The organism is Lysinibacillus sphaericus (assembly GCF_002982115.1).
Classification (GTDB): Bacteria; Bacillota; Bacilli; order Bacillales_A; family Planococcaceae; genus Lysinibacillus; species Lysinibacillus sphaericus.
Map to the genome: position 1 here is coordinate 825,975 of NZ_CP019980.1, position 24,400 is coordinate 850,374.

Annotated in this window: 24 protein-coding genes; 13 read left to right on the forward strand and 11 right to left on the reverse strand. The window is 39.1% G+C overall.

The window, feature by feature from the left end; translation table 11 throughout:
* Positions 1 to 6: 6 nt before the first annotated feature.
* Together LS41612_RS04070 and yhaM are read left to right on the forward strand one after the other, a co-directional pair.
* Complete coding sequence (locus LS41612_RS04070; protein WP_233433829.1) at positions 7 to 2,895, forward strand: ATP-binding protein; 2,889 nt, start codon at positions 7 to 9, stop codon at positions 2,893 to 2,895.
* The gene (gene yhaM / locus LS41612_RS04075) at positions 2,892 to 3,830 is read left to right on the forward strand and encodes a 3'-5' exoribonuclease YhaM (RefSeq protein ID WP_024362296.1); all 939 of its coding nucleotides are present in this window, start codon (positions 2,892 to 2,894) and stop codon (positions 3,828 to 3,830) included. Before LS41612_RS04070 ends, yhaM begins: the two co-directional genes overlap by 4 nt.
* A 66-nt stretch (positions 3,831 to 3,896) precedes the next feature.
* Here yhaM and LS41612_RS04080 read toward each other — a convergent pair whose 3' ends face one another.
* Positions 3,897 to 4,853: a peptidylprolyl isomerase gene (locus tag LS41612_RS04080; protein ID WP_024362295.1), complete on the reverse strand. Its 957-nt coding sequence runs from the start codon at positions 4,851 to 4,853 to the stop codon at positions 3,897 to 3,899.
* 143 nt (positions 4,854 to 4,996) lie between these two features.
* Here LS41612_RS04080 and LS41612_RS04085 point away from each other — a divergent pair, with 143 nt between their 5' ends.
* Positions 4,997 to 5,104, forward strand: a complete 108-nt coding sequence (locus LS41612_RS04085) for a YjcZ family sporulation protein (protein WP_080647610.1) — start codon at positions 4,997 to 4,999, stop codon at positions 5,102 to 5,104.
* A gap of 181 nt (positions 5,105 to 5,285) precedes the next feature.
* Here the strand turns inward: LS41612_RS04085 and LS41612_RS04090 are convergent, their stop codons facing one another.
* The 6 genes from LS41612_RS04090 to LS41612_RS04115 all read right to left on the reverse strand — a co-directional run bounded on the left by LS41612_RS04090 (position 5,286) and on the right by LS41612_RS04115 (position 8,658).
* A complete protein-coding gene (locus LS41612_RS04090; RefSeq protein WP_010857338.1) occupies positions 5,286 to 5,471 on the reverse strand; it encodes a hypothetical protein in 186 nt (61 codons plus the stop codon).
* A 70-nt stretch (positions 5,472 to 5,541) separates the two neighbouring features.
* Positions 5,542 to 6,087, reverse strand: a complete 546-nt coding sequence (locus LS41612_RS04095) for a DUF3267 domain-containing protein (RefSeq protein ID WP_024362294.1) — start codon at positions 6,085 to 6,087, stop codon at positions 5,542 to 5,544.
* A gap of 121 nt (positions 6,088 to 6,208) precedes the next feature.
* A complete protein-coding gene (locus tag LS41612_RS04100) occupies positions 6,209 to 6,769 on the reverse strand; it encodes an HTH-type transcriptional regulator Hpr (protein ID WP_029747195.1) in 561 nt (186 codons plus the stop codon).
* Positions 6,770 to 6,925: 156 nt separating this feature from the next.
* Entirely contained in the window at positions 6,926 to 7,321 is a 396-nt protein-coding gene (locus LS41612_RS04105) for a YtxH domain-containing protein (protein WP_024362292.1), read from the reverse strand.
* A gap of 207 nt (positions 7,322 to 7,528) precedes the next feature.
* Positions 7,529 to 8,065: a tryptophan transporter gene (locus LS41612_RS04110; RefSeq protein ID WP_024362291.1), complete on the reverse strand. Its 537-nt coding sequence runs from the start codon at positions 8,063 to 8,065 to the stop codon at positions 7,529 to 7,531.
* Positions 8,066 to 8,244: 179 nt separating this feature from the next.
* Complete coding sequence (locus LS41612_RS04115) at positions 8,245 to 8,658, reverse strand: HIT family protein (protein WP_024362290.1); 414 nt, start codon at positions 8,656 to 8,658, stop codon at positions 8,245 to 8,247.
* Between the two features lie 104 nt (positions 8,659 to 8,762).
* On the opposite strand from LS41612_RS04115, the gene LS41612_RS04120 reads away from it, so the two are divergent.
* Positions 8,763 to 9,512: an ABC transporter ATP-binding protein gene (locus LS41612_RS04120; RefSeq protein ID WP_024362289.1), complete on the forward strand. Its 750-nt coding sequence runs from the start codon at positions 8,763 to 8,765 to the stop codon at positions 9,510 to 9,512.
* The gene (locus LS41612_RS04125; protein ID WP_024362288.1) at positions 9,496 to 10,680 is read left to right on the forward strand and encodes an ABC transporter permease; all 1,185 of its coding nucleotides are present in this window, start codon (positions 9,496 to 9,498) and stop codon (positions 10,678 to 10,680) included. The genes LS41612_RS04120 and LS41612_RS04125 overlap by 17 nt, the downstream gene beginning before the upstream one ends.
* Before the next feature lie 74 nt (positions 10,681 to 10,754).
* On the opposite strand, the gene LS41612_RS04130 is transcribed toward LS41612_RS04125, so the two are convergent.
* On the reverse strand, positions 10,755 to 11,915 hold the full coding sequence (locus LS41612_RS04130; RefSeq protein WP_024362287.1) for an amidohydrolase: 1,161 nt from the start codon (positions 11,913 to 11,915) through the stop codon (positions 10,755 to 10,757).
* A 22-nt stretch (positions 11,916 to 11,937) separates the two neighbouring features.
* Positions 11,938 to 12,453: an antibiotic biosynthesis monooxygenase family protein gene (locus LS41612_RS04135; RefSeq protein WP_024362286.1), complete on the reverse strand. Its 516-nt coding sequence runs from the start codon at positions 12,451 to 12,453 to the stop codon at positions 11,938 to 11,940.
* 233 nt (positions 12,454 to 12,686) lie between these two features.
* Between LS41612_RS04135 and hemE the strand changes: the two genes are divergently transcribed.
* The 3 genes from hemE (at position 12,687) to hemY (ending at position 16,226) form a co-directional block, all read left to right on the forward strand.
* Positions 12,687 to 13,739: a uroporphyrinogen decarboxylase gene (gene hemE / locus LS41612_RS04140; RefSeq protein ID WP_024362285.1), complete on the forward strand. Its 1,053-nt coding sequence runs from the start codon at positions 12,687 to 12,689 to the stop codon at positions 13,737 to 13,739.
* A gap of 127 nt (positions 13,740 to 13,866) precedes the next feature.
* Positions 13,867 to 14,787 carry a ferrochelatase gene (gene hemH / locus LS41612_RS04145; protein ID WP_024362284.1) on the forward strand — a complete coding sequence of 307 codons (921 nt, stop codon included), beginning with the start codon at positions 13,867 to 13,869 and terminating at the stop codon, positions 14,785 to 14,787.
* A gap of 14 nt (positions 14,788 to 14,801) precedes the next feature.
* A complete protein-coding gene (hemY, locus tag LS41612_RS04150; RefSeq protein ID WP_024362283.1) occupies positions 14,802 to 16,226 on the forward strand; it encodes a protoporphyrinogen oxidase in 1,425 nt (474 codons plus the stop codon).
* A 308-nt stretch (positions 16,227 to 16,534) separates the two neighbouring features.
* Here hemY and LS41612_RS04155 read toward each other — a convergent pair whose 3' ends face one another.
* Positions 16,535 to 18,643 (reverse strand): collagen-like domain-containing protein, encoded by a 2,109-nt coding sequence (locus LS41612_RS04155; RefSeq protein ID WP_105928885.1) that lies wholly within the window; start codon positions 18,641 to 18,643, stop codon positions 16,535 to 16,537.
* A gap of 201 nt (positions 18,644 to 18,844) precedes the next feature.
* Complete coding sequence (locus LS41612_RS04160) at positions 18,845 to 19,930, reverse strand: glycosyltransferase (RefSeq protein WP_024363865.1); 1,086 nt, start codon at positions 19,928 to 19,930, stop codon at positions 18,845 to 18,847.
* Between the two features lie 183 nt (positions 19,931 to 20,113).
* Here LS41612_RS04160 and LS41612_RS04165 point away from each other — a divergent pair, with 183 nt between their 5' ends.
* From LS41612_RS04165 to LS41612_RS04185, 5 genes are all read left to right on the forward strand, one after another.
* Complete coding sequence (locus tag LS41612_RS04165; RefSeq protein WP_233433830.1) at positions 20,114 to 21,082, forward strand: YncE family protein; 969 nt, start codon at positions 20,114 to 20,116, stop codon at positions 21,080 to 21,082.
* Complete coding sequence (locus LS41612_RS04170) at positions 21,079 to 21,762, forward strand: response regulator transcription factor (RefSeq protein WP_024363867.1); 684 nt, start codon at positions 21,079 to 21,081, stop codon at positions 21,760 to 21,762. Before LS41612_RS04165 ends, LS41612_RS04170 begins: the two co-directional genes overlap by 4 nt.
* Entirely contained in the window at positions 21,759 to 23,147 is a 1,389-nt protein-coding gene (locus LS41612_RS04175) for a sensor histidine kinase (protein ID WP_024363868.1), read from the forward strand. Before LS41612_RS04170 ends, LS41612_RS04175 begins: the two co-directional genes overlap by 4 nt.
* A 3-nt stretch (positions 23,148 to 23,150) precedes the next feature.
* On the forward strand, positions 23,151 to 23,660 hold the full coding sequence (locus LS41612_RS04180) for a FixH family protein (protein ID WP_024363869.1): 510 nt from the start codon (positions 23,151 to 23,153) through the stop codon (positions 23,658 to 23,660).
* A gap of 123 nt (positions 23,661 to 23,783) precedes the next feature.
* Positions 23,784 to 24,353, forward strand: coding sequence for a TetR/AcrR family transcriptional regulator (locus LS41612_RS04185; protein ID WP_024363870.1), 570 nt, complete (start codon positions 23,784 to 23,786; stop codon positions 24,351 to 24,353).
* Positions 24,354 to 24,400: the final 47 nt, after the last annotated feature.

Sequence of the window (24,400 nt, forward strand, 5' to 3'; positions counted from 1 at the left end):
ACTTTGTTGACGATACAGAAAATCCACATTTACGGCTTTGGTAAACATGAAAATATCACCATTTCTCTCCAAGATGGTGTGACCATTTTTTACGGTATGAATGAAGCTGGGAAAACGACAATCCAACAATTTATATTGCAGATGCTTTTTGGTTTTCCAACAAAGCAGCAAAGCCAGCGGAAATATGAGCCGAAGACATCACCGAAATTTGGCGGTCAGTTGACCATTCAACACCCAATATATGGTCAGTGTACAATTGAACGTGTAAAAGGAAAGGCAACGGGCGATGTCACAGTTTATACAGGAGATGGTACAAAGGGGCATGAGGAACTGTTAGCGAAGCTTTTGTATGGCTATTCACGCGCATCATTCGAAGCTATTTTTTCATTTTCCATTCATGAACTACAAGGCATCGAAAAAATGTCGGAGGATGAACTGACGCATTTATTGCTCGCATCGGGAACGACCGGTATTCACCAACTATCTGCACTTGAAAAGAAATTAGACAAAGATGCTGGCGAACTTTTTAAAAAATCTGGGAAGCTACCACTTATTAATCAAAAGATTGAACATTTAAAGCAGCTTGAAAAGACGATTAAAAAAGAACAGGCGACCATTCAGACCTTTGAAGCTAAGTCGCTCAAATTACAGCATCTCGAACACCAGTTAAAGGAATTATACAACCAGCAAAAAACATTGCAACATGAATGGCAACAACTTACTATCATGAAACAAGCGCTGCCACTTATTGAACAGCAAGATAAGCTACAGCAGTCACTGAATAGCAATGCACCTGTTCAATTCCCTCCAGAAGGGATTAGACGCTATGAACAGTTAAAAGATCAATTAACGCATGAAACGTTGCAACTGACGCAACTAGAGGACCAATATCAAGCTCTACAAAGTAAGCTACAATTGACTGCGGATGAACAGACCATTGAAGAAATGACAAGGCTGATGCATAAAGAAGCAACGTGGAATCAGCTTGTTGTTAAAGAACAGAACTTAAAGGACGAGCTATTTGTCTTACAGCAAGACATCGAAGCCCAGTTTCGTTTATTAGGTGTGCAAGAAAATGAAGCGCAAGCAATACTTCTGGAGGGAACTGTATCTTTACAACAAGAGGAACAATTTCAACGACACTTGACCGTATTAAGTACAACAGAAGAAGAGTTAAAGTTTTATTTACAATCATTGGAGCAAATACATGAGGAATTAGATAGCATTACTAGACAGAAAAAGCAGCTTCAACAGGAGGCATTAACTGCTGAGGAAGAACATATTTTAGCACAGTGGCCCCAGAAAAAAAGGCGCTTGGAACAATTACGACATGTTCCGTTACAACGCTCGAAACCAAAGCAACCGATACTTTTTATCTATCTCGTGTTAGCTTTAAGTATTGTGGCAGTTGTTTATGGTGTTGTTGAAAAGAATTGGGCGGTCATTGTGATTGGAGCCATCTTAGGGTTATTATTCTTATTGTTTTTAAAACATGTTAAACAAGTGGAAGAAGAGCCGCTGGAGCGTAATAGCCACTTACTAAAGGAACTAGAGCAAGAAGAACACTTAGTTCAACAGTTGCTTGCGAAAAAACAGCGTCTTGAAGATCGGTGGATAGTAGCTAATGAACAACAGCGCGACAAAGAACGCCAATATGCACAGCTCGAACATAAAATTCAACAAGCTGAACAAACAAGCGCTGAAGCAAATCAAATGCTGGAAAACTTTTTGCGGCGTTTTCGTTTAGAAGGAAATGTGCCAAGGACTTTATTGCCGGAGTTGTTTATGCGCATTCGCACTGTACAGGAAATGGACGTAAAGCAAAGGAGCACATTCAAGCTTTTGCATACGATACAAAATGAAAAAAACGAGCTTTATGAAGCGGTACAGCAAGTTTTAAAAAATGAATATAGTGAGCAGGAAATTTTTATGCATCTGCGTGCAAGCTATTTAGCGATTCAGCAGGCACAACAACAAATGTTGCAAACAACAGAACAAGTTGCCCAGCTACTATCAAAAAAGCAAGAGGTACAATCACTTTTGCAAAACTATGAATCACAAATCGCACAGTTATTTACTAGCGCAAACGTCAATTCAGAACACGCTTTTTATGAGATGTTTGAGCACTTTCAGCAGCAACAAAAACTACAGGCACAATTACAAACAATTCAAAATCAGTTGGCTTCTTTAGAAATACAGCAGCAAGAGCGTTTGCTAAATGGGGCACAACTTTACGAAAAAATACACGCATTAGAGGAAGAGCGTAATGCCCTTCAAGTAACAATTGATCAATGTCTAGAAGAACGAGCTACATTGCAGATTGAAAAAGAACAATTGCTCAATGATGAAAAATATGGACTATTGCTGCAACAATTTGAGCAAGAAAAAGCACTATTGCAACAACTGATAGAACAATGGGCTAGTAAAAAAATGTTGGCAACCGCAATTCATGAAACATTATTCCGCCTACGTGAGGAGAAATTGCCACATGTCCTTACGCAAGTAAATGCTATTTTCCACTCCTTAACAGCTGGTCGTTACGATAAGCTCTTTATTCATGAAGAAGGCTATTTCGAAGCACAAGCTGTTTCTGGATTACGCTATCATGTGGCAGAATTATCACAAGCCACAAAGGAGCAAGCTTATATTTCTCTGCGAATGGCACTTGCGAAAACCCTTGCAACTTCAGCACCATTCCCGTTTATTATGGATGATCCTTTTGTCCATTTTGATCGAAACCGTACAAACAAAATGGTACAATTGATGAAAGAAGTAGGATATGAACGTCAAATTTTATATTTTACTTGCCATGAAGGGATGCTCGAACTTTGGCAAAAAGAACAAATTGTCGATCTAGGAGCACTAGCAAATGAAAGGGGAGTGACGTCCACATGAAAGGTATTACGACGCTCCAAGTAGGAGAATCAGTTGATCAATTTTTATTAATTAAACAGTCGACAAAAGGGGTTACCACTGTAGGTAAGCCATTTATGTCACTATTATTACAAGATAAAAGTGGAGATATTGAGGCGAAACTATGGGACACAAACGAAGAGCATGAAAAAATGTATCATGCAGAGGCGATTGTCCATGTAGGTGGAGAAATTCACGACTATCGCGGGAAAAATCAATTACGTATTAAAACGATTCGTGTGGCAAAACCAGAGGAGGGAATTGCAGTAAATGATTTAGTTCCTTCTGCAGCTACTCCAAAAGAACAGCTTTACGAAGAATTAACACAATTTTTCTTCGATATTAAAAATCCGAATATTTCTCGTATTACACGTGCAGCTATTAAAAAGCACCAGGATGCTATTTTAGTATATCCAGCAGCAACAAAAAACCATCATGATTATGCTTCTGGCTTGCTGGATCATATGGTATCGATGCTGAGACTAGGAAGAGCAATTGCTGATTTGTATCCAACGTTAAATCGTGATTTGTTATACGCGGGCATTATTTTACACGATATAGGTAAAGTTGTTGAATTATCTGGACCTGTGGCAACAATGTACACAGTGGAAGGGAATTTACTTGGTCATATTACCATTATGGTCAATGAAATAGCTAAAATCGCAAGTGAGCTTGAAATCGAAGGCGAAGAAGTGATGCTTTTACAACATTTAGTACTTTCACATCACGGGAAAGAAGAATGGGGCAGTCCGAAAAAACCGATGATTCAAGAAGCGGAAATCTTACATTATATTGATAACATTGATGCAAAAATGAATATGCTTACGCGAGCATTGGGTAAAACGGCTCCTGGAGAATTTACAGAGCGACTATTCCCACTCGATAATCGTTCGTTTTACAAGCCAAGTATTCAGTAAACAAAAAGGAAATAAAAAGGGTTACGCTTTATCAGCGTAACCCTTTTTTCTATCGACAAGCCACGATTATTTAGATTCTTTATCTGTAGATTCGTCTTTGCTTTTTTCTTCAGCTTTTTTAGCTGCTTCTTCAGCCGCTTTTGCTTGTTCTTCAGATGTTGTTGTAAATGATTGTAATGCATCTTTTAATTCTTTATCAGAAGTTTTAAAGTCTGCATCTTTTGCCATTTTTGCAACAATGTCTTTTAGCAATGTTTGGTCTTCACCAGTTTGTGTTAATTTGTTAATCATTGTTGTACGAATTTTATCTTCTTCGTCTTTAAATGAGCCAACACCTTTTACATCGCGTTTTTCCGTAATTTCAATTACGTGATAGCCGTAGCTTGTTTTAACTGGTTCACTTAATGTATTTAATGGAAGTGCATAAGCAGCATCGTTGAACTCATCTACCATAGAGCCAACAGTAAACCAACCTAGTTCGCCGCCTTTAGCTGCAGAACCTGTATCAGTTGAGTATTCTTTTGCAACATCAGCAAAAGATGCGCCACCTTTAATTTTCTCAATAGCTTCTTTCGCAGTTTTTTCATCTGCTACAAGAATATGACGACCATTTAATTCTGTTTTCATTTGTTCGTAATATTTTTTTACGTCTTCTTCTTTAATCGCTTTGTCCTTTAAAGCTTTTTTTTGAAGCAGTTGTACACGTAAAGAATCTTTAAAGCCTTGTTCCGTTAAGCCGTTCTCAGCAAGCGCTTGTGCAAAGCCATCACCAAATTGTGATGCCGTTGCGTCGTATTGTTCTTTAATTTCTTTATCAGTCACTTCATATTTGTCGGCTAATACTTTTTCTGTCACCATCTGTTGTAATACATAAGAGCCTGTCAAAGTCTTTGCTTTGTCGTTAAAATCAGATACTGAAATATCGCCTACTTTAGATGTAACTAACGCTTTATCAGCTCCACTACAAGCACCAAGAGCTAAAATTGAGGCTGCTAATGTTAAAGATAATACAGTCTTTTTCATATGGATATTCTCTCCTTACTTTCGTTTCGTCCATTTTTTACTATAACATAAACGTTTTAAAAACAAAATGGTTCCCCCTTGAGTATAGCCTAAATTTCAAATTTCAAAGCGCATAGGATATAGAAAAGAAAGGGGGTGAAGTTATGAGCAACGGAGGATACGGTGGTGGCGGTGGCTACGGCTCAGGCTTTGCTTTATTAGTTGTGTTATTTATTTTATTAATTATTGTTGGTGCAGCGTTCCTATACTAATTAATAAAAAGCCGAAAAGCTAAGGATATGTTTTTCCTTAGCTTTTCTTAGCAATATCTAGGCATTCGCACCGCACGCTTGGGTCGAGGCCAAAAGAATTTTGGCATCACTTAAAACCAATAGCTGTTTCAATGTTTTAAAAATAAAGACCCGCGTGCGGACGGGCGCGGATGCGGCTTCATTAGACTGCAAATAAAATTTCAACATAAAATGATACAAGTAAAATTGTAATAAGTATATTGATAGTTCGGAATATCTTTGGTTGGTTTTCTTCGGGAATTTCACGTCGCATGCACAATGCGTATGTCATGCGGTTAATTTGAAATAAATAGAATACCGAGAATAGAACTACAATCATTAATAGCAAGTCTATTCCTCCCCTCTTTCAGTATTATTAGCATATCAAAAAACTTCAATAAAACACAAGTACAAGCGAATCAATGAATCGTAGGTGGTACTAAAATTTCATAGCCCTTCGGTGTTTCTTCGATTTGGGCATCTTTAGGTGAATTTAATAAATATTTCACGTAAAGAATATCAATTAAACATAAACTGCAATGATACGCTAAAAGTAATGTTCCGTAATGTGTATAGGCAGGTAATAGCCATGTACCGATAACGATACTTGTATTTAACACAATAAAGGGTGCAAGCAATGCAAAAATATATCTAGTTTTTGATAAGGGCTCTCGAATACGCATGTGTAGTACAGGAATAACATAAAATTGGGTACGGATCCGTAATTTGAGATGCTGGCGTAAGTCAAATAATGCGAGAAAGTGAATATATTTATGGATAGGGTAAAGAGCAAGTACAGCAACCACGAATAGCCAGAATAAATGGTCAGTATAGTACTCATCATTGAATAAATTAAATGTCACATAGGACACTGAAAAGACAGATAGAAAGACGATTACAGCCATCATGATGATACGTGTCGTGCCATAATGATGTTCGAGGTTTAAAATTTTCCAGCAATGCATGTTTAATATCAACTCCATAATAGGGAAGGGTCCTATTTAATGTAAATTGATTTCTAACAGAATGCAAGAGAAAGGAGGTATTTCAGAAATGTTTCTGAAACGCCTCCTTTTTAACATACATTTATCCTTTTACAGTTGAACGTTCTTCTAACGTGTCAAAGGAATCACGGAAGTGTTGAAATGAGCGTTCAAAAATATCGATAAAGTCTTCACCATAAATATTACGAATAACAGCCATCACATCTAAAAATTCCGGGAAGCGACCATATAAGTCTTTTAACGCTAACGAGCCCTCAAGTACAGAATGATATGTGTTATGATAATTGCTATTCATTTCAATAATAAGGTCTGTCCCTGTTTCAGTGAGCTCTACATAAGTATTACGTTTGTCATCATCACGTTTCGAAAACTTTAGTAATCCACGTTCTTCTAGTTTTTTAGAGAAGTTAAAAGCGGTTGAAACGTGCATTACGCCAAATTTTGCTACATCTGAAATGGAAGCCCCTTTTAAATGATAGGAAATCCACAGTATATGGTGCTCGTTAATGTTTAGATCATAAGGTTTAATCCACTGTTGCCAATCTTTTTCAACTGCTTTCCATAAGGCCTTTGATAACTGTGCAATTCTTTGACTGTAAAGCATCGCTTCTTTTTGCGTGTATAATTCCTCTGACAAAGCCATCACCTGCTGCTTTCTTTAACGTTTTAAAATTATTATAGCAATAAAGAAAAAAAGTTTAAAGTTAGAAAAATTAAAAAATTGAAAAGTGGTTAAAAAATAATATTTTGATGATTATTTTTGGTAAAAAAACGTGATTTTATTTCGGTTTATGAAACTTTATGCCTGTACTTTTTCTTGTGGTTTTTTCTTTTTGTCAGTAAATTGTGCAATGTTTTTCTCGATTTCGTTAATTGAATTCTGTAATGCTTCTATTTCTTGTTGTAAATTATTCTTTGTCGGTTCGATTTCTTGTGAGAAAGTAGTAATCGACTGTTTTAAATCATTTATTATTTGTGGTATATTATTTTTCGCTTCATTTGTTAATGTGCTAACGGATTGTTTCACGTTGTTAACTTGATATTTTACATCTTGAAGCTTTTCTTTTGCACTATCTGTGTTGGACAGTAAAGTAGTGCGTAATTGTTGGCCTGATTGAGGTGTTGAAAAAAGGACCGCAATTGCCCCACCAATAATGCCTGTTGTTAATCCGAGTAAAAATGGTCTTGCTTTCATAATTAAGTACCCTCATTTCTATATTTGTTATCTTTCCCTCTATTAAACCATGAAATCTATAGAATCAAAAAGAAAAAAGAAGCTAAACGAGTGATTTTGCTTCACAGTTTAGCTTCTTCCCTTATATTTAGGCTTAAAACGTCTTACGTTCGGACCTGTCTTCATTGTTCGTTTAAAAAGTGTAGCAACAAGAACTATCTGCCGCTGTTATAGAGCTTGTGAAATTGCCGTGTTGAATTTAGAGCGTTTCACTAATTTTGCAACGATTGGATAGATAATCACAAAGGCTACAACGTTAAATGCAACAGCTGGTATGACAACACCAACAAATAACATTGTGAATGTTGCGCCAACGTTTGCGTTAAACACAAAGAGGGCAACGGATAAAAAGACTGTACCTGATAAAATGGTACCTAACCCAACTAAAATAGCTGATACAGCAAAATGACTCACGACTTTTTTCAGCACGACCAGTATTGCTAAAAACGCAAATCCAGTAACTGCTTTATCAATAATATTTGGGATAAAGCCTGCTGGGAAAGTTGTAAACAAACCGGATAGTACCCCTGTTGACAAGGAAAGTAAAAACGTTTCTTTTATTGTAGGGAACAATAAAATACCGATAAACATCATTGTTAACATGAAGTCAGGTTTCATGCCATTAACCATACCTGGTGTGACCACATAAAGGGCAGCACCGACACCAACTAAGAGTGCCATTAACACTAAATTTTTTGTATTCATTTCTAATCTCTCCTCAACTATGCTAATCTAGTTGTTTCCTAACGTGTCCTCTTGACCGTTAGCGAAACTTATTAGTGATTGTACGCTAAAATTGTTCGTTTGACAATAGCGTTCCATGTCCAATTGTAACCAGCATTCATGTATGCAAATTGTTTGCGTGCCTGGCACCAAAGAATGCACTAAAGATTCGCTTTAATGCTGTCGGCTACTTCTGTCAATTGCTCTGGCGTATATTTTTGTGTTTGCCAAATTAAGCCTAAGCCTTCTTTTTCGTCATAACGCGGAATAAAATGTAAGTGGTAGTGGAAAACAGTTTGTCCAGCTGCTGCACCATTGTTATTAATAGTATTCATGCCAATTGGGTTAAATGCTGCTTTAATGGCATTGGCTAGCTTAGGTGCGACCGCATATAAATTACGCGCTACATCTTCAGGCATTTCAAATAGGTCTTGGCAGTGCTGTTTAGGTATTAATAAAGTATGACCTTTTGCAACAGGTGCAATGTCCGTGAATGCATAGACATGTTCATCTTCATATACTTTTGTGCTTGGAATTGTTCCATCAATGATTTTGCAAAATAGGCAATCGCTCATTCGTAAAATCCCCCTTATTTAACATGTAAGTTTATTCTATCATACTCATAACTGAATCATTTGCTAATTTTTGATAAAATAATAACTAGAAGAGGAGTGAGGGTATGTCGGTATTAGAAGTGCAACATGTGACAGGTGGTTATACGAAAAAGCCTGTGATTAGAGATTTGTCATTTACAATAGGTAAAGGAGAACTTGTCGGGCTAATAGGTTTAAATGGTGCAGGTAAAAGTACGACCATTAAACATATCATAGGTACAATGCTCCCAAAGGAAGGCGACATTCGTCTAAATGGCGTAACGTTAAAAGAAAACACGGACAAGTATCGAACAGCATTTTCATATATTCCTGAAACACCAGTTTTATATGATGAGTTAACATTGCGTGAACATTTGGCATTAACCGCGATGGCCTATGGTTTAGATGAGGCTACACTCGCGGCCCGTTCTGAACTATTGTTAAAAGAATTTCGAATGGAAAAGCGTTTAAACTGGTTTCCATCGCATTTCTCTAAAGGGATGCGACAAAAAGTAATGATTATGTGTGCGTTTTTAGTTAATCCAAGCCTCTATATTATAGATGAGCCGTTTGTTGGGCTCGACCCGCTTGGTATTCAATCATTGCTAGATCAAATGGATACAAAGAAAAAAGAGGGGGCATCGATTTTAATGTCCACGCACATTTTATCGACGGCCGAAAAACATTGTGACCGCATTATCTTATTGCATGAAGGAAGAGTGCGAGCGCAAGGAACGATGGCTGATTTACGTAAAGCATTTGCAATGCCTCATGCAACGTTAGATGACCTCTATATTGCTATGACGAAGGAGCGGGACCATGAAGAACATGCGTGATGTATGGTCCTCGCGCTTCATGCACTATATCAGTGAAGTACAAAAATATATGCAGTTTATTTTCACTGGACATATAGCGATTGTACTTGTATTTCTTGTTGGCGCTGGGGGCTATCAATATAGTGAATGGTTGAAAATCGTTGAAACAGATTTTCCGGCGGAAGGGCTCATTGCTTTAATAATCGGTATACTATTAGCATTTAGCCGCCCAACAACATTATTGCGCGAGCCTGACCAAGTATATTTATTGCCATTAGAATCAAAAATGTCACAGTATTTTAAAAAGGCGCTAGCGTGGACATTTTGGTCACAAGTTTGGATTGTGGCAATTGTTTATATCATTAGTATTCCGTTAATAAAAGCTGTCACAGAATTAACAACCTTTAATATTTGGTCAATATTTTTCATTGTCATCGCCTTGAAATTTGTAAGTGTGCAGGGAGAATTTAGTTATCGTTATAGTGAACGTGGTCACTACATATGGGTCGATCGATTAGTACGCGCTATCGTATGTGGTGTAACCGTCTATATGGGGCTTCAAATGCAGCTTCTTTTAGCACTCCTTGTGGCGGTCATCGGATATGTCTATGTATGGGTGTTTCGTAAAAAATGTGCGAATGAGCCTGTACCATATGAACATTTTGTAAAACTAGAACAAAATCGCATGATGAGTTTCTACCGTTTTGCAAATTATTTCACAGATGTACCCCATCTGCATGGAAGTATTCGACGGAGAGCGTGGCTTGACTGGTTTTATAATTTTATTCCCTACCAAAAGGGCAATGCTCAAAAGTATTTAGTGTTCCGTACGTTTATTCGTACAGACGATCATTTTTATTTATGGCTTCGCTTAACGGTTATCTCAGCCGTAATTGCAGCCTTTGTCAATATCCCAGTGGTAACATGGATTGTGGCGGGTGCACTTAGCTTTGCTACGACGGTTCAGCTAAAGCAAGCTTTAATAGCTAGCGGAGAATTCCGTATGGACATGCTGTATCCATTGCCAGAAAATGCACGTAAAGTTGCCGTTCAGCAACTAGTGCGCCTAACTATGATTGCCCAAGCTGTCATTGTTGGTCTTTGTGGCGTGACACAGCCGATGTTTTATGTGACACCAATCATTATCTTTGTAATAAGTGAATTGACTGCCAAGATGTCTAAGTCTTAAAAAAGGATGTTTGTTTGTGGCAATGTTAAAAAGCTCATTTTCCCTATTTTTCGTAGGTAAAATGAGCTTTTTGTTTATTTTACATATTGATATTCGAGCGCAGCGTTTAACATAACTTTTGCTGCGACAAGCATACCTTTTTCATCAATATCAAATTTTGGATGATGATGTGGTGCATATTCAGTAGGAGCCGCTCCTGTGAAGAAAAATGTCCCTGGCTTTTCCTCTAAGTAGTAAGCGAAATCTTCACCGCCCATTGTAGCTGGTATTTCAACAACATCGCAAATATCTTGCGCGATATCTCGAACAAAATATGTTTCTTTTTCATGATTGACAATTGCTGGATAGCCTCGACGGTAATCAAGTTCTATCGTGCAATCTTGAGCAATTTCAGTGCCATGTACAACCCGTTTAAATTCACGTTCCATCGTTTCACGTACCTCTTTGTCAAAAGTACGGATTGTTCCATTTAAATAGGCTGTATCTGCAATAATGTTATCAGCATTCGAAGCAACGAATGAGCCAACTGTAAGAACTGCTGACTCAGTTGGCGCTACACGGCGTGCCACAAGTTGTTGCAAGTTCATAACAAGTTGGGAGCCAATCACAATAGCGTCTTTTGTTTGATGAGGGTGTGCGCCATGGCCACCTTTACCTTGAATTTTCAGTTCAAAACTATCAACTGCCGCCATTAATGGACCAACCCGGTAGCCAATCATACCTGTTGGATGATTGGATGATAGGTGTGTTCCAAATATAGCATCAACCCCGTTCAGTGCACCTGCTTGTACCATACCGATAGCACCACCTGGATCGGCTTCTTCAGCATGTTGATGAATCAGCACATATTCTCCTGCTAAGTCATCGCGCATTTCCCATAAAAGTTTTCCTATGATTAATAATGTAGCGGTATGCCCATCATGACCACAAGCATGCATAACACCAGCTACTGTCGACTTGTAAGGGACGTCCTTTTCATCTTGGATAGGAAGTGCATCAAAATCTGCACGTAAGGCAATTCTTTTACCAGGTTTGTTCCCTTTAATGCGCGCGATAAGTCCGTAGCCGCTAACATTTGGTTCAACAGGGACACCAAGCTTTTGATAATATTGCATAATATAATTGGCTGTTTCTTGTTCTTGGAAGCTTAGCTCTGGATGCATATGTAGATGGCGGCGAATCGCCACCATTTCTTCAAAATGAGCATCAATTTTTTCAAGTAATTGTTGATTCATAAATAAGTGCTCCTTTTAAAAATTAAGCCTCTTCTTCTTGAGGGGCAACGCTATATGTTGAAACATAGGAAGCGGCAGAAAAAATATTTTGTTGTCGCACGCCAGTCGGCTCTTCACGTTGGGCGTGAGCTGTTTTATAGGCTTGTGAGCTTTTCCATGCTTCAAATGAGTGTGGTCCATTCCATTGTGTCATGACAATATACGTGTCACCATTCAATGGACGTAGTAGTCGGAACGCCACAAAACCAGGCTCGTCCTCAATTGCACGTGCGCGATTTAAAAAACGATGTTCAAATACAGGACGACCTTCATCAGTAACGGGAATATTGTTGAAGACAAAGAAGCCGCGTTCTTCTAATTCGTTTACAGAATCCAATACTTCGAATTTACGTGGGGTTGCAAAAACAGATTTTCCTTCCGTTTCATGTATAAGCACAGAATTTCCTTCTCCATGCAATAAAATCATATGCTCATCAGGGTACTTATTTTTCACCTGTTCCATAAATTCTCCTGTGCCAGAAGTTAAATAAATATACATTATTTTGCCCTCCTTATGAATAGCTAAAATTGCGTGATTAACTCCATTTAAGTGCAAGTCGAACGCTTTGTCAAAAAAGAAGGCGCGTAGAAAGAACAATTTTATGACATTTCATGAGGAAAACTATACAATAGCAGAGGAAGCGTTTACTATTGAAAACGGATATCAATAATAATGGAATAAACAAGTGATTTTTTAAGATTTGAATTTCATCGAGGGGAAGGAAATAATCAATGACAACACTTTTTAATGATACACTTCTACGTGCTGCACGAGGAGAAAGGACTGAACATACACCAGTCTGGTATATGCGACAGGCAGGTCGTTCTCAGCCAGAATATCGTGCAATTAAAGAAAAATATTCATTAGAGGAAATTACACATCAACCTGAGCTTTGTGCGTATGTAACACGTTTACCGGTAGAAAACTACAATGTGGACGCTGCAATTTTATATAAAGATATCGTAACGCCACTACCAGGTATCGGGATAGATGTGAAAATTAAAGCGGGTGTAGGCCCAGTTATTTCTAATCCAATTCGCTCAGTAGCAGATGTAGAAAAATTAGGTGAGTTCAATGCAAAGGAACATACACCTTTCGTATTAGAGACAATAAAATTACTAACAGAAGAACAGCTTAATGTACCATTAATTGGATTTGCAGGAGCGCCATTTACATTAGCGAGCTATATGATTGAAGGTGGACCTTCTAAAAACTATAATAAAACAAAATCATTTATGGTTTCAGAACCACAAGCATGGTTTGCGTTAATGGATAAATTAGCAGATATGATTATTGCGGACGTTTCTGCACAAGTAGAAGCAGGTGCTAAAGCGATTCAAGTATTTGACTCATGGGTAGGTGCTTTAAGTGTTGAAGATTATCGTGTCTTTATTAAACCAGTTATGACACGTATTTTCGGCGAGTTAAAAAAAGAAAATGTACCACTTATTCAATTCGGTGTAGGTGCAAGCCATTTAGTAAAAGAGTGGAATGATTTACCAATCGACGTAGTAGGCTTAGATTGGCGCTTACCGATTAAAGAAGCGCGTGCAAAAGGTATAACAAAACCAGTACAAGGAAACTTAGATCCTTCATTATTACTTGCTGATTGGTCAGTAATTGAAAAACGTACAAAAGATATTATCGATCAAGGCTTAGAGGTGCCAGGTCATATCTTTAATTTAGGCCATGGAGTATTCCCAGAGGTTGATCCAGCCGTATTAAAACGTTTAACAACACTTATTCATGAATATAGTGCCCAACAAATTCAAGCACGTTCATAAATATCAACAGTGAAAAAGAGCACATTTTAAATCACACAATTACACTTTATTATGGTGTAGTTTGTGCTAGCGTATAGAAATCAGACAAAAAATATAGTTTAACTATTATTTAGAGGTGAAAAGGACTATGAAAAAAGTTAAAGGTTTATTAGTGATGGCATATGGTACACCCTATAAAGAAGAAGATATTGAACCGTACTACACACATATTCGTCATGGACGTAAACCATCTGACGAGCATTTAGAAGATTTACGCAGTCGCTATGAGGCAATTGGTGGTTTATCACCACTGGCTGCTGCAACAGAAGCACAGGCTGAAGCTTTGTGTGCACGTTTAAATGAAGTGCAAGATGAAGTAGAATACAAGTTATTTATTGGTTTAAAGCATATTCATCCATTTATTGAGGATGCAGTGGAGGAAATGGTCGCTGCGGGCATTAAAGAAGCCGTATCAATCGTCTTAGCACCACATTTTTCAACATTCTCTATTAAATCATACAATGGCCGCGCAGCGGAAACAGCAGGTGACCGTCTGACAATTACATCTGTAGAGTCTTGGTATGATGAACCTAAGTTTATTGAATATTGGAAGGGGAAAGTGAACGAAACATTCGATGCTATGTCTGCTGAAGAACGCGAGAAGGCTTGCTTAATCGTATCAGCGCATTCACTTCCAGTAAAAATTAAAGAACTAGGCGATCCTTACGAAGACCAATTAATTGAAACAGCTCGCCTAATTCAAGAAGCGACGGGTGTGAAAAATGTAGAAGTCGGCTGGCAATCAGCAGGACAAACACCAGAGCCATGGTTTGGTCCAGATGTGCAAGATTTAACACGTGATCTTTATGAGCAAAAGGGGTACCGTTCATTTGTTTACACACCAGTAGGATTTGTAACAGAACATTTAGAGGTACTTTATGATAACGATTATGAATGTAAAGTGGTTTGCGATGAGTTAGGTGCTAACTATTATCGTCCTGCAATGCCAAATACACATCCATTATTTATTGATGCGATGGTAGATGCCATTCATAAAAAATTAAGCTAAGCGAAAAGAAAGTGATGATGTTGGTGACTCAAAAAAGACGAAAGGTAGTTGTTGTTGGCGGTGGTATTACAGGCCTTACAGCTGCGTTCTATATGCAAAAACAAGCGCGTACAAAAGAATTGCCGGTAGATATCGTACTTGTCGAGTCGTCATTACGTCTTGGCGGAAAAATCCAAACGCTTAGAAAAGACGGCTTTATTATCGAGCGTGGACCAGAATCCTTTTTCGATCGTGAAAATCATGTACAAGCACTGGCAAAAGAGCTTAGTATTGAACATGAGATGATTACCGGAGATTCAGGACCGACTTATGTAGCTGTAGGAAGTAAATTGTACCCTATTCCGAGCAGTCTGATGTCAGGAGCAACGCCACATATCTCGTCATTCATTACATCTGGTTTGTTTTCACTTAGTGGGAAAATTCGTGCAGCGGGAGATTTTATTCTCCCGCGTTCTGCACGGGATGACGACCAGCCATTAGGTGAATTTTTTCGAAGAAGATTTGGCGCAGAGGTTGTAGAAAACCTAGTGGAACCTTTACTTGCAGGAACATTTGCAGGGGATATTGAACAGCTAAGTATGCGCTCTATTTTTCCACAGCTTTACGAATTGGAGCAAAAATATCGTAGTTTGCTTTTCGGTATGAAGAAATCAGGGACAAATTTTCTAAGTTACAATCAGATAACGAAGGATAAGGGAATTTTTCAAACCTTTGAAAATGGGCTTGAGACACTTATCGAAAAGTTAGAAGAATCTCTACTTCCAGGGACAGTCATGAAAGGTGCGAAAGTAGAACAAATTGATCATGGTAAAGATGGTGCTGTGCAAGTCGTACTAAATAATTTTTCACATATAACAGCAGATGCAATTATTATCGCAACGCCATTTAATATGGCACAAAAAATGTTTAGTAAGCATCAGCTTTTGACAGAGTTAAATACGATGAAAGCCGCAACTATTGCTACAGTGACGATGGCATTTAAAAAAGAGCAACTTGGAGACTTAGATGCACTTTCGTTTTTTGTCTCTAGAAATAGTGATTTTTCAATAACATCTTGTACGTGGATTAATCGAAAATGGCCGAATACTACCCCTGAAGGCTATGTATTATTACGTAGTTATATTGGTCGTGTCGGTGATGAAACAATAGTTGCCTTATCTGATTCAGAGATTGAAAAGACAGTATTACAAGATTTAAAGAATACAATAGGGCTAGACGGTGAACCCGTGACAACCGTTGTCTCTCGTTGGAAAAACGCTATGCCACAATATACTGTTGGACATGAAGCGAAAATTGCTCGTGTAAAGGAAGAACTTTATCAACACTTTCCAACAGTAAAACTTGCAGGTAGCTCTTTTGAGGGGATTTCAATTCCAGAGTGTGTAGAGCAAGGCTGTAAAGTGGCAAATGAAGTTTTAAGTGATATGTTTAAACAGTAAAGAGTAGTGCAAATTTACATTTGTACTACTTTTTTTGATAGGATTTTTTTAAGTATTTGTTTAAGTAATGAATAGTAGCAATCATTGAAAGCACTTTTTTGTTCTTCACAGTGTTGGATTACTTAAATGTTGAAATAAAGAAAGGGCGCTTTAAAATTAGCATGGCAATTTTAAGGCGCCAAATAATTAGTATTTATTGAAAAGAAACTGCAATGTTAATCAGGATGGGAGCACAATGGATTAGTAGATTTCCATCTTTCTTAAAAGTAATAGGAGTTGTTGAACATAGAATAGACTATGTCTAGCGATTAAGAAATTCTGTGGCATGACCAAACAATACCACCGGAGTTAGCGCCCCCTAAGGTCAATGCAATGCTTAAGCCATTTGCATCATAAAATAAATCAATCAAATCGCCTGCATTCAAATTGACTTCTCCTGCTAATGTTACAGTACCATTACCGAGAACTGCTCTAATAGTTAATAGGGTAACAGCTAAATTTAATACTGGGAATAAACCGTTTATTAAATTAGTTGTAGTATTTCTACGAATTGTAAATGAGGGGTTAACACCTGCACCAATGCCAAGACTGATGGCAGCTACTGTTGAGTAGTTGATAGTTGCTTCAAAGCAATATCTTCCAGTTGTTGGGACTGTGAATATACCAGTTGTTGGGTTAAATGCTGGTGTTGTGAAATAAGGTGAAGCTACACTCCAGTTAGTTAAAGTAGTAGAGTTACTAACCGCTAGAGTATTTAAAAATGCAGAGAAGCCTTCTGTAAAAGCTGGCCCAGTAGGTCCTGTTGGCCCTGTTGCACCAGTAGGTCCCGTCGGTCCGATAGCACCTGTCGCGCCGGTTGCACCAGTAGGTCCTGTTGGTCCAATAGCACCTGTCGCGCCGGTTGCACCAGTAGGTCCTGTTGGTCCAATAGCGCCGGTAGCGCCAGTGATACCCGTCGCACCAGTAGGACCGGTAGCTCCACGGTCTCCTTCTTCACCAGTAGGTCCGGTCGGTCCACGAGCCCCAGTGATGCCCGTCGCGCCCGTAGGTCCTGTTGGTCCGATAGCGCCCGTGATGCCCGTCGCACCCGTAGGTCCGATTGGCCCAATATCGCCTGTAGCGCCCGTGATGCCCGTCGCACCCGTAGGTCCGATTGGCCCAATATCGCCTGTAGCGCCCGTGATGCCCGTCGCACCCGTAGGTCCGATTGGCCCAATATCGCCTGTAGCGCCCGTGATGCCCGTCGCACCCGTAGGTCCGATTGGCCCAATATCGCCTGTAGCGCCCGTGATGCCCGTCGCACCCGTAGGTCCGATTGGCCCAATATCGCCTGTAGCGCCCGTGATGCCCGTCGCACCCGTAGGTCCGATTGGCCCAATATCGCCTGTAGCGCCCGTGATGCCCGTCGCACCCGTAGGTCCGATTGGCCCAATATCGCCTGTAGCGCCCGTGATGCCCGTCGCACCCGTAGGTCCGATTGGCCCAATATCGCCTGTAGCGCCCGTGATGCCCGTCGCACCCGTAGGTCCGGTCGGCCCGATATCGCCTGTAGCACCAGTGATGCCCGTTGCGCCAGTCGCGCCAGTGATGCCCGTCGCGCCCGTAGGCCCGGTCGGCCCGATGTCGCCTGTAGCGCCCGTGATGCCCGTTGCGCCCGTAGGTCCGATTGGCCCAATATCGCCAGTCGCGCCCGTGATGCCCGTCGCACCAGTAGGTCCGGTCGGCCCGATGTCGCCAGTCGCGCCCGTGATGCCCGTCGCACCCGTAGGTCCGGTCGGCCCGATGTCGCCTGTAGCGCCAGTGATGCCCGTCGCACCAGTAGGTCCGATTGGCCCAATATCGCCGGTAACGCCAGTGATGCCCGTCGCACCCGTAGGTCCGGTCGGCCCGATGTCGCCAGTCGCGCCCGTGATGCCCGTCACGCCCGTAGGTCCGATTGGCCCAATATCGCCTGTAGCACCAGTGATGCCCGTCGCGCCCGTAGGTCCGGTCGGCCCGATATCGCCTGTAGCGCCCGTGATGCCCGTTGCGCCCGTAGGTCCGGTTGGCCCGATGTCGCCTGTAGCACCAGTGATGCCCGTCACGCCCGTAGGTCCGATTGGCCCAATATCGCCTGTAGCACCAGTGATGCCCGTCGCGCCAGTGGCCCCAGCAGGTCCGATAGCGCCAGTGATGCCCGTCGCACCCGTAGGTCCGGTCGGCCCAATGTCACCGGTAGCACCTCTAACTCCAGTCGCGCCAGTAGCCCCAGTAGCCCCCGTTGCGCCCGTAGGTCCGGTTGGTCCAGTAGTCCCTGTTGTACCAGTAGGTTTAACAGGCCAAATAGAACAGTTTTGCTCTGGTCTATTAATGCAACGGCATGGATAACTATTACATCTCTTGCAAATATTATTTAAAATAAAGTCGTGGAAATTCATTTATTCACCTCCTCTCTCAAATATCCTATTCATAAAAATGATAGAGGAAGTGGACGGTTAACTACTTTGCTTATTCATATAAGCATTATAAATTGTGTACTAGCTAATCACTATGATCTTATAGGGGAAGAAGCTTAGGAGAGAAAGAAGACTTTCTTATAAGAATTGCATTTCCTGATTTTCATAAAGTTTAATAGTAATCTAAGCGTTGTCATTCATCTTTTTTAACAATTGCTCAAAGTAAGTTTTGTTGTGTAAGATTTTTTCATCGTTCGGTAAGTAGCCTCGTGCCAATTCATTATGGGTATTGGCTAATTCGTATTGTTGTAAACGGTCATAGAGGACGCAAAGTTGTATATGAGGTAACCACGTGGTAAAAGTTGTATTTAGAAATGGAGCGTTTGGTTTTGTTTTTATTGTCAATGCTTGTTCATACCAAAAGATTGCCTCCTGATTTTTCCCTTGCTCCATAAAATGATGGCCAAGCCTACAGCATGCCTCCGGACGTGGGATGTCATATTCAAAGCTTCTTAAAATAGAACTTACATTATTTTCTTTATCATTTAAAGTCGAGTAACAATCTGCTAGTTTAAAACAGGATTGAATATTATCTTCTACCCAACCACGTTTTGATGTTAAAAAAAGTTCATAGTAAAAGATTGCATCTTCAATTTCATTATGATCTAGTAATTCATTGGCATAATAAAATGTGTCACGTGGAGTTAATGCTTCACCTGATTGAAGGAGTTTTCTATAAATGGTAATATTCCGCTGGTGGTCATGATGAAGTGGTAAGTGGCTAATAGCGACATCACTTTCGTAAAGATGTCCACTAACCTCTAAATATTCATGAACTGCACCAATCCATTGAAATTGCTTATCTCTTTTAACTAATCGATATCTTCTTAAAAGAGAGTTCACTTTTCCTTCAGCATCAAAGCTTAAATAGTAATTCATCGAGACAGCATCAATTTCAGGGGCTAAAGATTCCTTTAAGGCTTTAAATTTCTCCTGATCTTCCGCCAATAACACATCATCAGCGTCTAACCAAAGAATATAGTCCTGTGTAGCTTGTTGGAATGAAAAATTTCGCGCTTGGGCAAAATGATGCACCCACTCAAATTCAAAAATACGATCAGTAAACTGTTTTACAATTTTCTTTGTATTGTCGCTGGAGCCAGTATCAACTATATTTATTTCATCCACTAAATCTTTTACTGATTCAAGACATCTGGCAATGACATCTTCTTCATTTTTCACAATCATACATAAACTAATGGTTACCATAATGTGATTCCTCCTTACGATAATCTTTGTAGTATATGTGTTAATAGGCATTTTTGCGATGCTTAAGTCTTTTGCTATTGATAGTAAAGACGCGCTGTTATCGGCTGGGAATGTGTCATAAATTTACCTTTCAAGTTTCACGCAGATTTCACAAATGTGAAGTATAGTTAGAGGGCAGAGGTGATGATTTTGAAAAAATGGGCATTCTTCATTTTTTCTTTTATACAAATTATTTGGTTAGCAGGGTGTACAGAGAAATCTTTTGAGCCAATTGAACGTAATCAGAATTTTATAGCGTCTCTCAATATTCAAGAACCATCGCTTGATTTTATTGATGATCAGGGTGGAGTTTTTGCATCTTGGACATTTGACAAAGCGTATACAGGCGCAATACTCCTCGATAAGGACCAAATTTTACTATATGGTCATCAATTAGATGAGATAGATGTTTTTGCACTTTCGACAGGTAAAAAGCTCTATTCAAAAAAAGTAGAAATTGGCACGACCAATGTGTATTATGCGCCGAAGTTCAAACAATTTTTTGTTACGAATAGTAAGATGAATACAGTGACAAGCTTTGATGTGGAAGGCAATGAACTTGCTTCACAGCGGCTTGGCAATTATCCGATGTCGATGGCAACGTATAAAGATAAGCTTTATGTGGTGAACTATAAAGACACGAAACTATCAGTGTTATCCATTAAAGATTTAACGATAGAACAACAGTGGCCAATAGAAAAATCGTCACATGGGATTGTCATCATTGAAGAGACAAATGAGTTATGGATTGGTGGACACGGTGAAGGAAGCAAACCGAATAGTTCGGTGAAACGTTATGATCTTACAACAGGTGCTGTTCATGGTGAAATAGAAATGCCTTTAATGCCAGTAGGTTTAACAAAGACGAAAGATAATGTGTTAGTGGTCAGCCATGGTCATAATGAATTATATGTCGTTGATTTTAATGGTACAGTGAAATGGCATAAAGAGGTAGGGGCCAACCCATTTGTTGTAAATCAGTTTAAGAATAATATTGTTGTAGCTGGCTATGACGACCACACATTATATTTTATAAAAGACGGTCAGGTACAAAAAACAGTTGATGTTGGTAAAGGTGCATTTCAACTGTTAGTAAGGGAGGAAGAAAAGTGACAACAGTATTAATTGTTGATGATGAGCAAGATATGCGTAATTTAATCGAGATGATGCTCAATAATTCCAAGTTCGAGACCTTTACAGCTGCAAATGGAACGGAGGCGTACGATATTATTGTGCGGGAAAAAATCGACTTAGTTCTATTAGATGTAATGATGCCACATGAAGATGGTTTTACAGTTTGTCAAAGTATTCGTGCGATGTCGAATGTTCCTGTAATTTTTTTAACGGCACGAGATGCGAATGAGGATAAAGTAAAGGGGCTGACACTCGGTGGAGATGATTATATCGTAAAGCCGTTTACAAATGATGAACTAGTGGCACGAATGCATGCTGTATTAAGAAGAAGCGGTTCTAATATAACCGATTTGCAGCAAAAAATTGTTGTCTTTGGGTCCATTAAATTAGATGAGATTTCTCGGAAAGTTTCAGTTGAAGGGAAAGTAATCCCGTTAACTTTAAAGGAATTTGAATTATTACATTTATTTATGAAAAATCCAGGCAATGCCTATTCACGTGAACAATTGTTAGAGCGTATTTGGGATATAGATTATTTAGGGGGAACAAGAACGGTTGATACCCATATAAAAACATTACGCTTGAAGCTTGGAAAGGAAGCGGCAGGGTATATTCAAACCGTTTGGGGAGTCGGCTACCGCTTTGACCCTGGCGAATGAAAAAGATTTCCACACGTATTTGGCTACTAATATTTGCATTTTTGATTATTACAGTTGTTTTTATGTACGTACTGACTGATTTTTTATATGAACAGCTTTATGTGGAAGATACAGAAAGCATGATGATCGAGGTCGGTACAAAGTTACAAACAATGTATACGAGTGGCAAAGTGACAGATGAATTTATTGCTGATATTGAACATTATAATAATTATTCTAATTTAAATATTTTTGCTGTTAGAAATCCACGTGAGCTTAGTGCATGTGTTCCGTTTGATATTGATTATGAAACATTGATAGGTGCAGAAGAACGAGAACAATTGCTAGAAGGTAATTATGTGCAAAAGATTGGCTATGAGCCTCGGTTCGATCGACAACTTATTTCAGTTGTACTGCCTTTAGTAGATCAAAACAGGTTAGAGGGCATTATTTATATTTACTTCCCATTAGCAAAAATCAGTGAGTTAGCAAGTCAAGAAGTCATTTTCTTATTTTTGAGCGCATTTGTCTTTTTGATTGTGATGAGCTTCTTTGTATATAAAGGTATTCAACGTATTATGCGTCCATTAAATAACTTACAAATAGCGGTGGAGCAAATGTCGTATGGTCATTATGAAACACGAGTGCCGGTTAAATCTAGTGATGAAATAGGTAAACTATCCAGCACTTTTAACGGTATGGCGGAGGCTATACAACGTGAAGATGAAGTACAAAAAACATTTTTAGCAACTGTTTCTCATGAATTACGAACACCTATTAGCTATGTAAAAGGGTATAGTGAAGCAATGCAAAATGGTATTATTGCAGAAGAGCAAAAACAAGAGACTATTCAGTTGATCGTGCGAGAAGCAAATCGTATGGAACGTTTAACAAATGAGCTTCTTCAACTTGCTCGGATGGAAAACGAACAGAAGGATATTGCCCTTTATCCGATTCCACTTGCAGAAACATTACGAGAAGTACGAAAAATTTTAATGCATCAAGCTCAAAAAAAGAATATTACGTTGCATCTTAATGTAGATGATGAACTAATTGTCAAAGCGGATGAAGTGAAGCTTAAGCAAATATTTATTAACATTATCGAAAATGCTATTAATTACTCTTATGAACAGTCAAAAGTGGACATTGTGGCAGTCGAAAATAATGGAAATGCACTTATTACGATAAAGGATGATGGCATCGGTATACCGCTGGAAGATTTATCGCATGTGACAGAGCGTTTCTATCGTGTTAATAAAGCGCGTAGTCGTGCAGATGGTGGCAGTGGCTTAGGTCTATCTATAGTGGAACAATTATTAAAGCAGTTACATGGTAAAATTGAAATTGAAAGTGAATTAGATAAAGGTACAAAAGTAAAGATTACGATGCCGTTAATGGAGGAATAGAACATGAAGAAATGGATTTTGACATTGTTAGCTGTACCCGCATTATTAGTTGGGTGTGGGGAAAAGAAAGAACCGGCTACAACTTCCACATTAGAGGAGCCTCAAATGTTGGAAGTAGAAATTTTAACGTCAAAAGAAGTAGCAATAAATGCTCCGATAGAGCTAGCTGCTCACGTTACCCAAGGTAAAGAAAATATTGATGATGCAATCGTAGAATTCGAAGTGTGGGAATCAGGTAAACGCGATGAAGGTCAAATGTTAGAAGGTAAATTAGAGAAAGATGGCGTCTATAAAGCTCAGACAACATTCGATCATGACGGCGTATATTATATGTTTGCTCATACTACAGCTAATGGCATTCATAATATGCCGAAACAGCAAATTACTGCTGGTACACCTGATATGACAAAAGTAATTCAAGAAGATGAAAAAGCCAATATGAGCATGCCAAATCAGGGTACAGATTCATCAGAGGACACAGAGCAACAAGAAAATGAAAAAAATCATCATTAAAAGCTTGCATTATTTTTAAAATAGGAATATTATAATGACCAGATGACCGAAATGGTTTTCTGGTCATTATTTAATTTCAGTGTACAAAAGGTGTACATAACTTAACAGGAAAGGATGTCACAAATGGATCGTAGGCAGGAAATTATTGAAGCAGCTGCAAAATCATTTACGTTGTTTGGCTACAAGGCAACGACGATGGAACAAGTGGCGAAAATTGCGAATGTCGGTAAAGGAACGATTTATACATTCTTTGCAAATAAAGAAATTTTATTTCAAGAGATTGCGATGTCACTTGTACGTGAGATGAAGGCGGAAGCGGATGCAGTGTTGGATGTATCAGCAAGCTTTATGGATAATGCGCATCATGCTTTGATGAAAATGCTACAGTTCCGTGAGAAGCATCTTTTATTTGCGAAGTTAATAGAAGAAGAAAAAGAATTACGTACGCCAGCGGTCAAACAAGTTCTAATTCGCATTGAGTCTGAAATATTATCTTATATGGCAACATTAATTCAACGACGAATTGATAAAGGTGAAATTCGAGATTGTGATGCGGAGTTAGTAAGCTACCTGTTATTAAAAGCGTATTTAGCGTTCGTAGTAGATTGGCATGAGCTACATGGCGACATGATTCCAGAAGAGAAGATACTAAATCTTTTTAAGGAGACAATCTTTCGAGGGCTCGTTCTTTAAGAAAAAATCTACAAATTTTACACATGATGAAGTTTGCGATTTTTTTG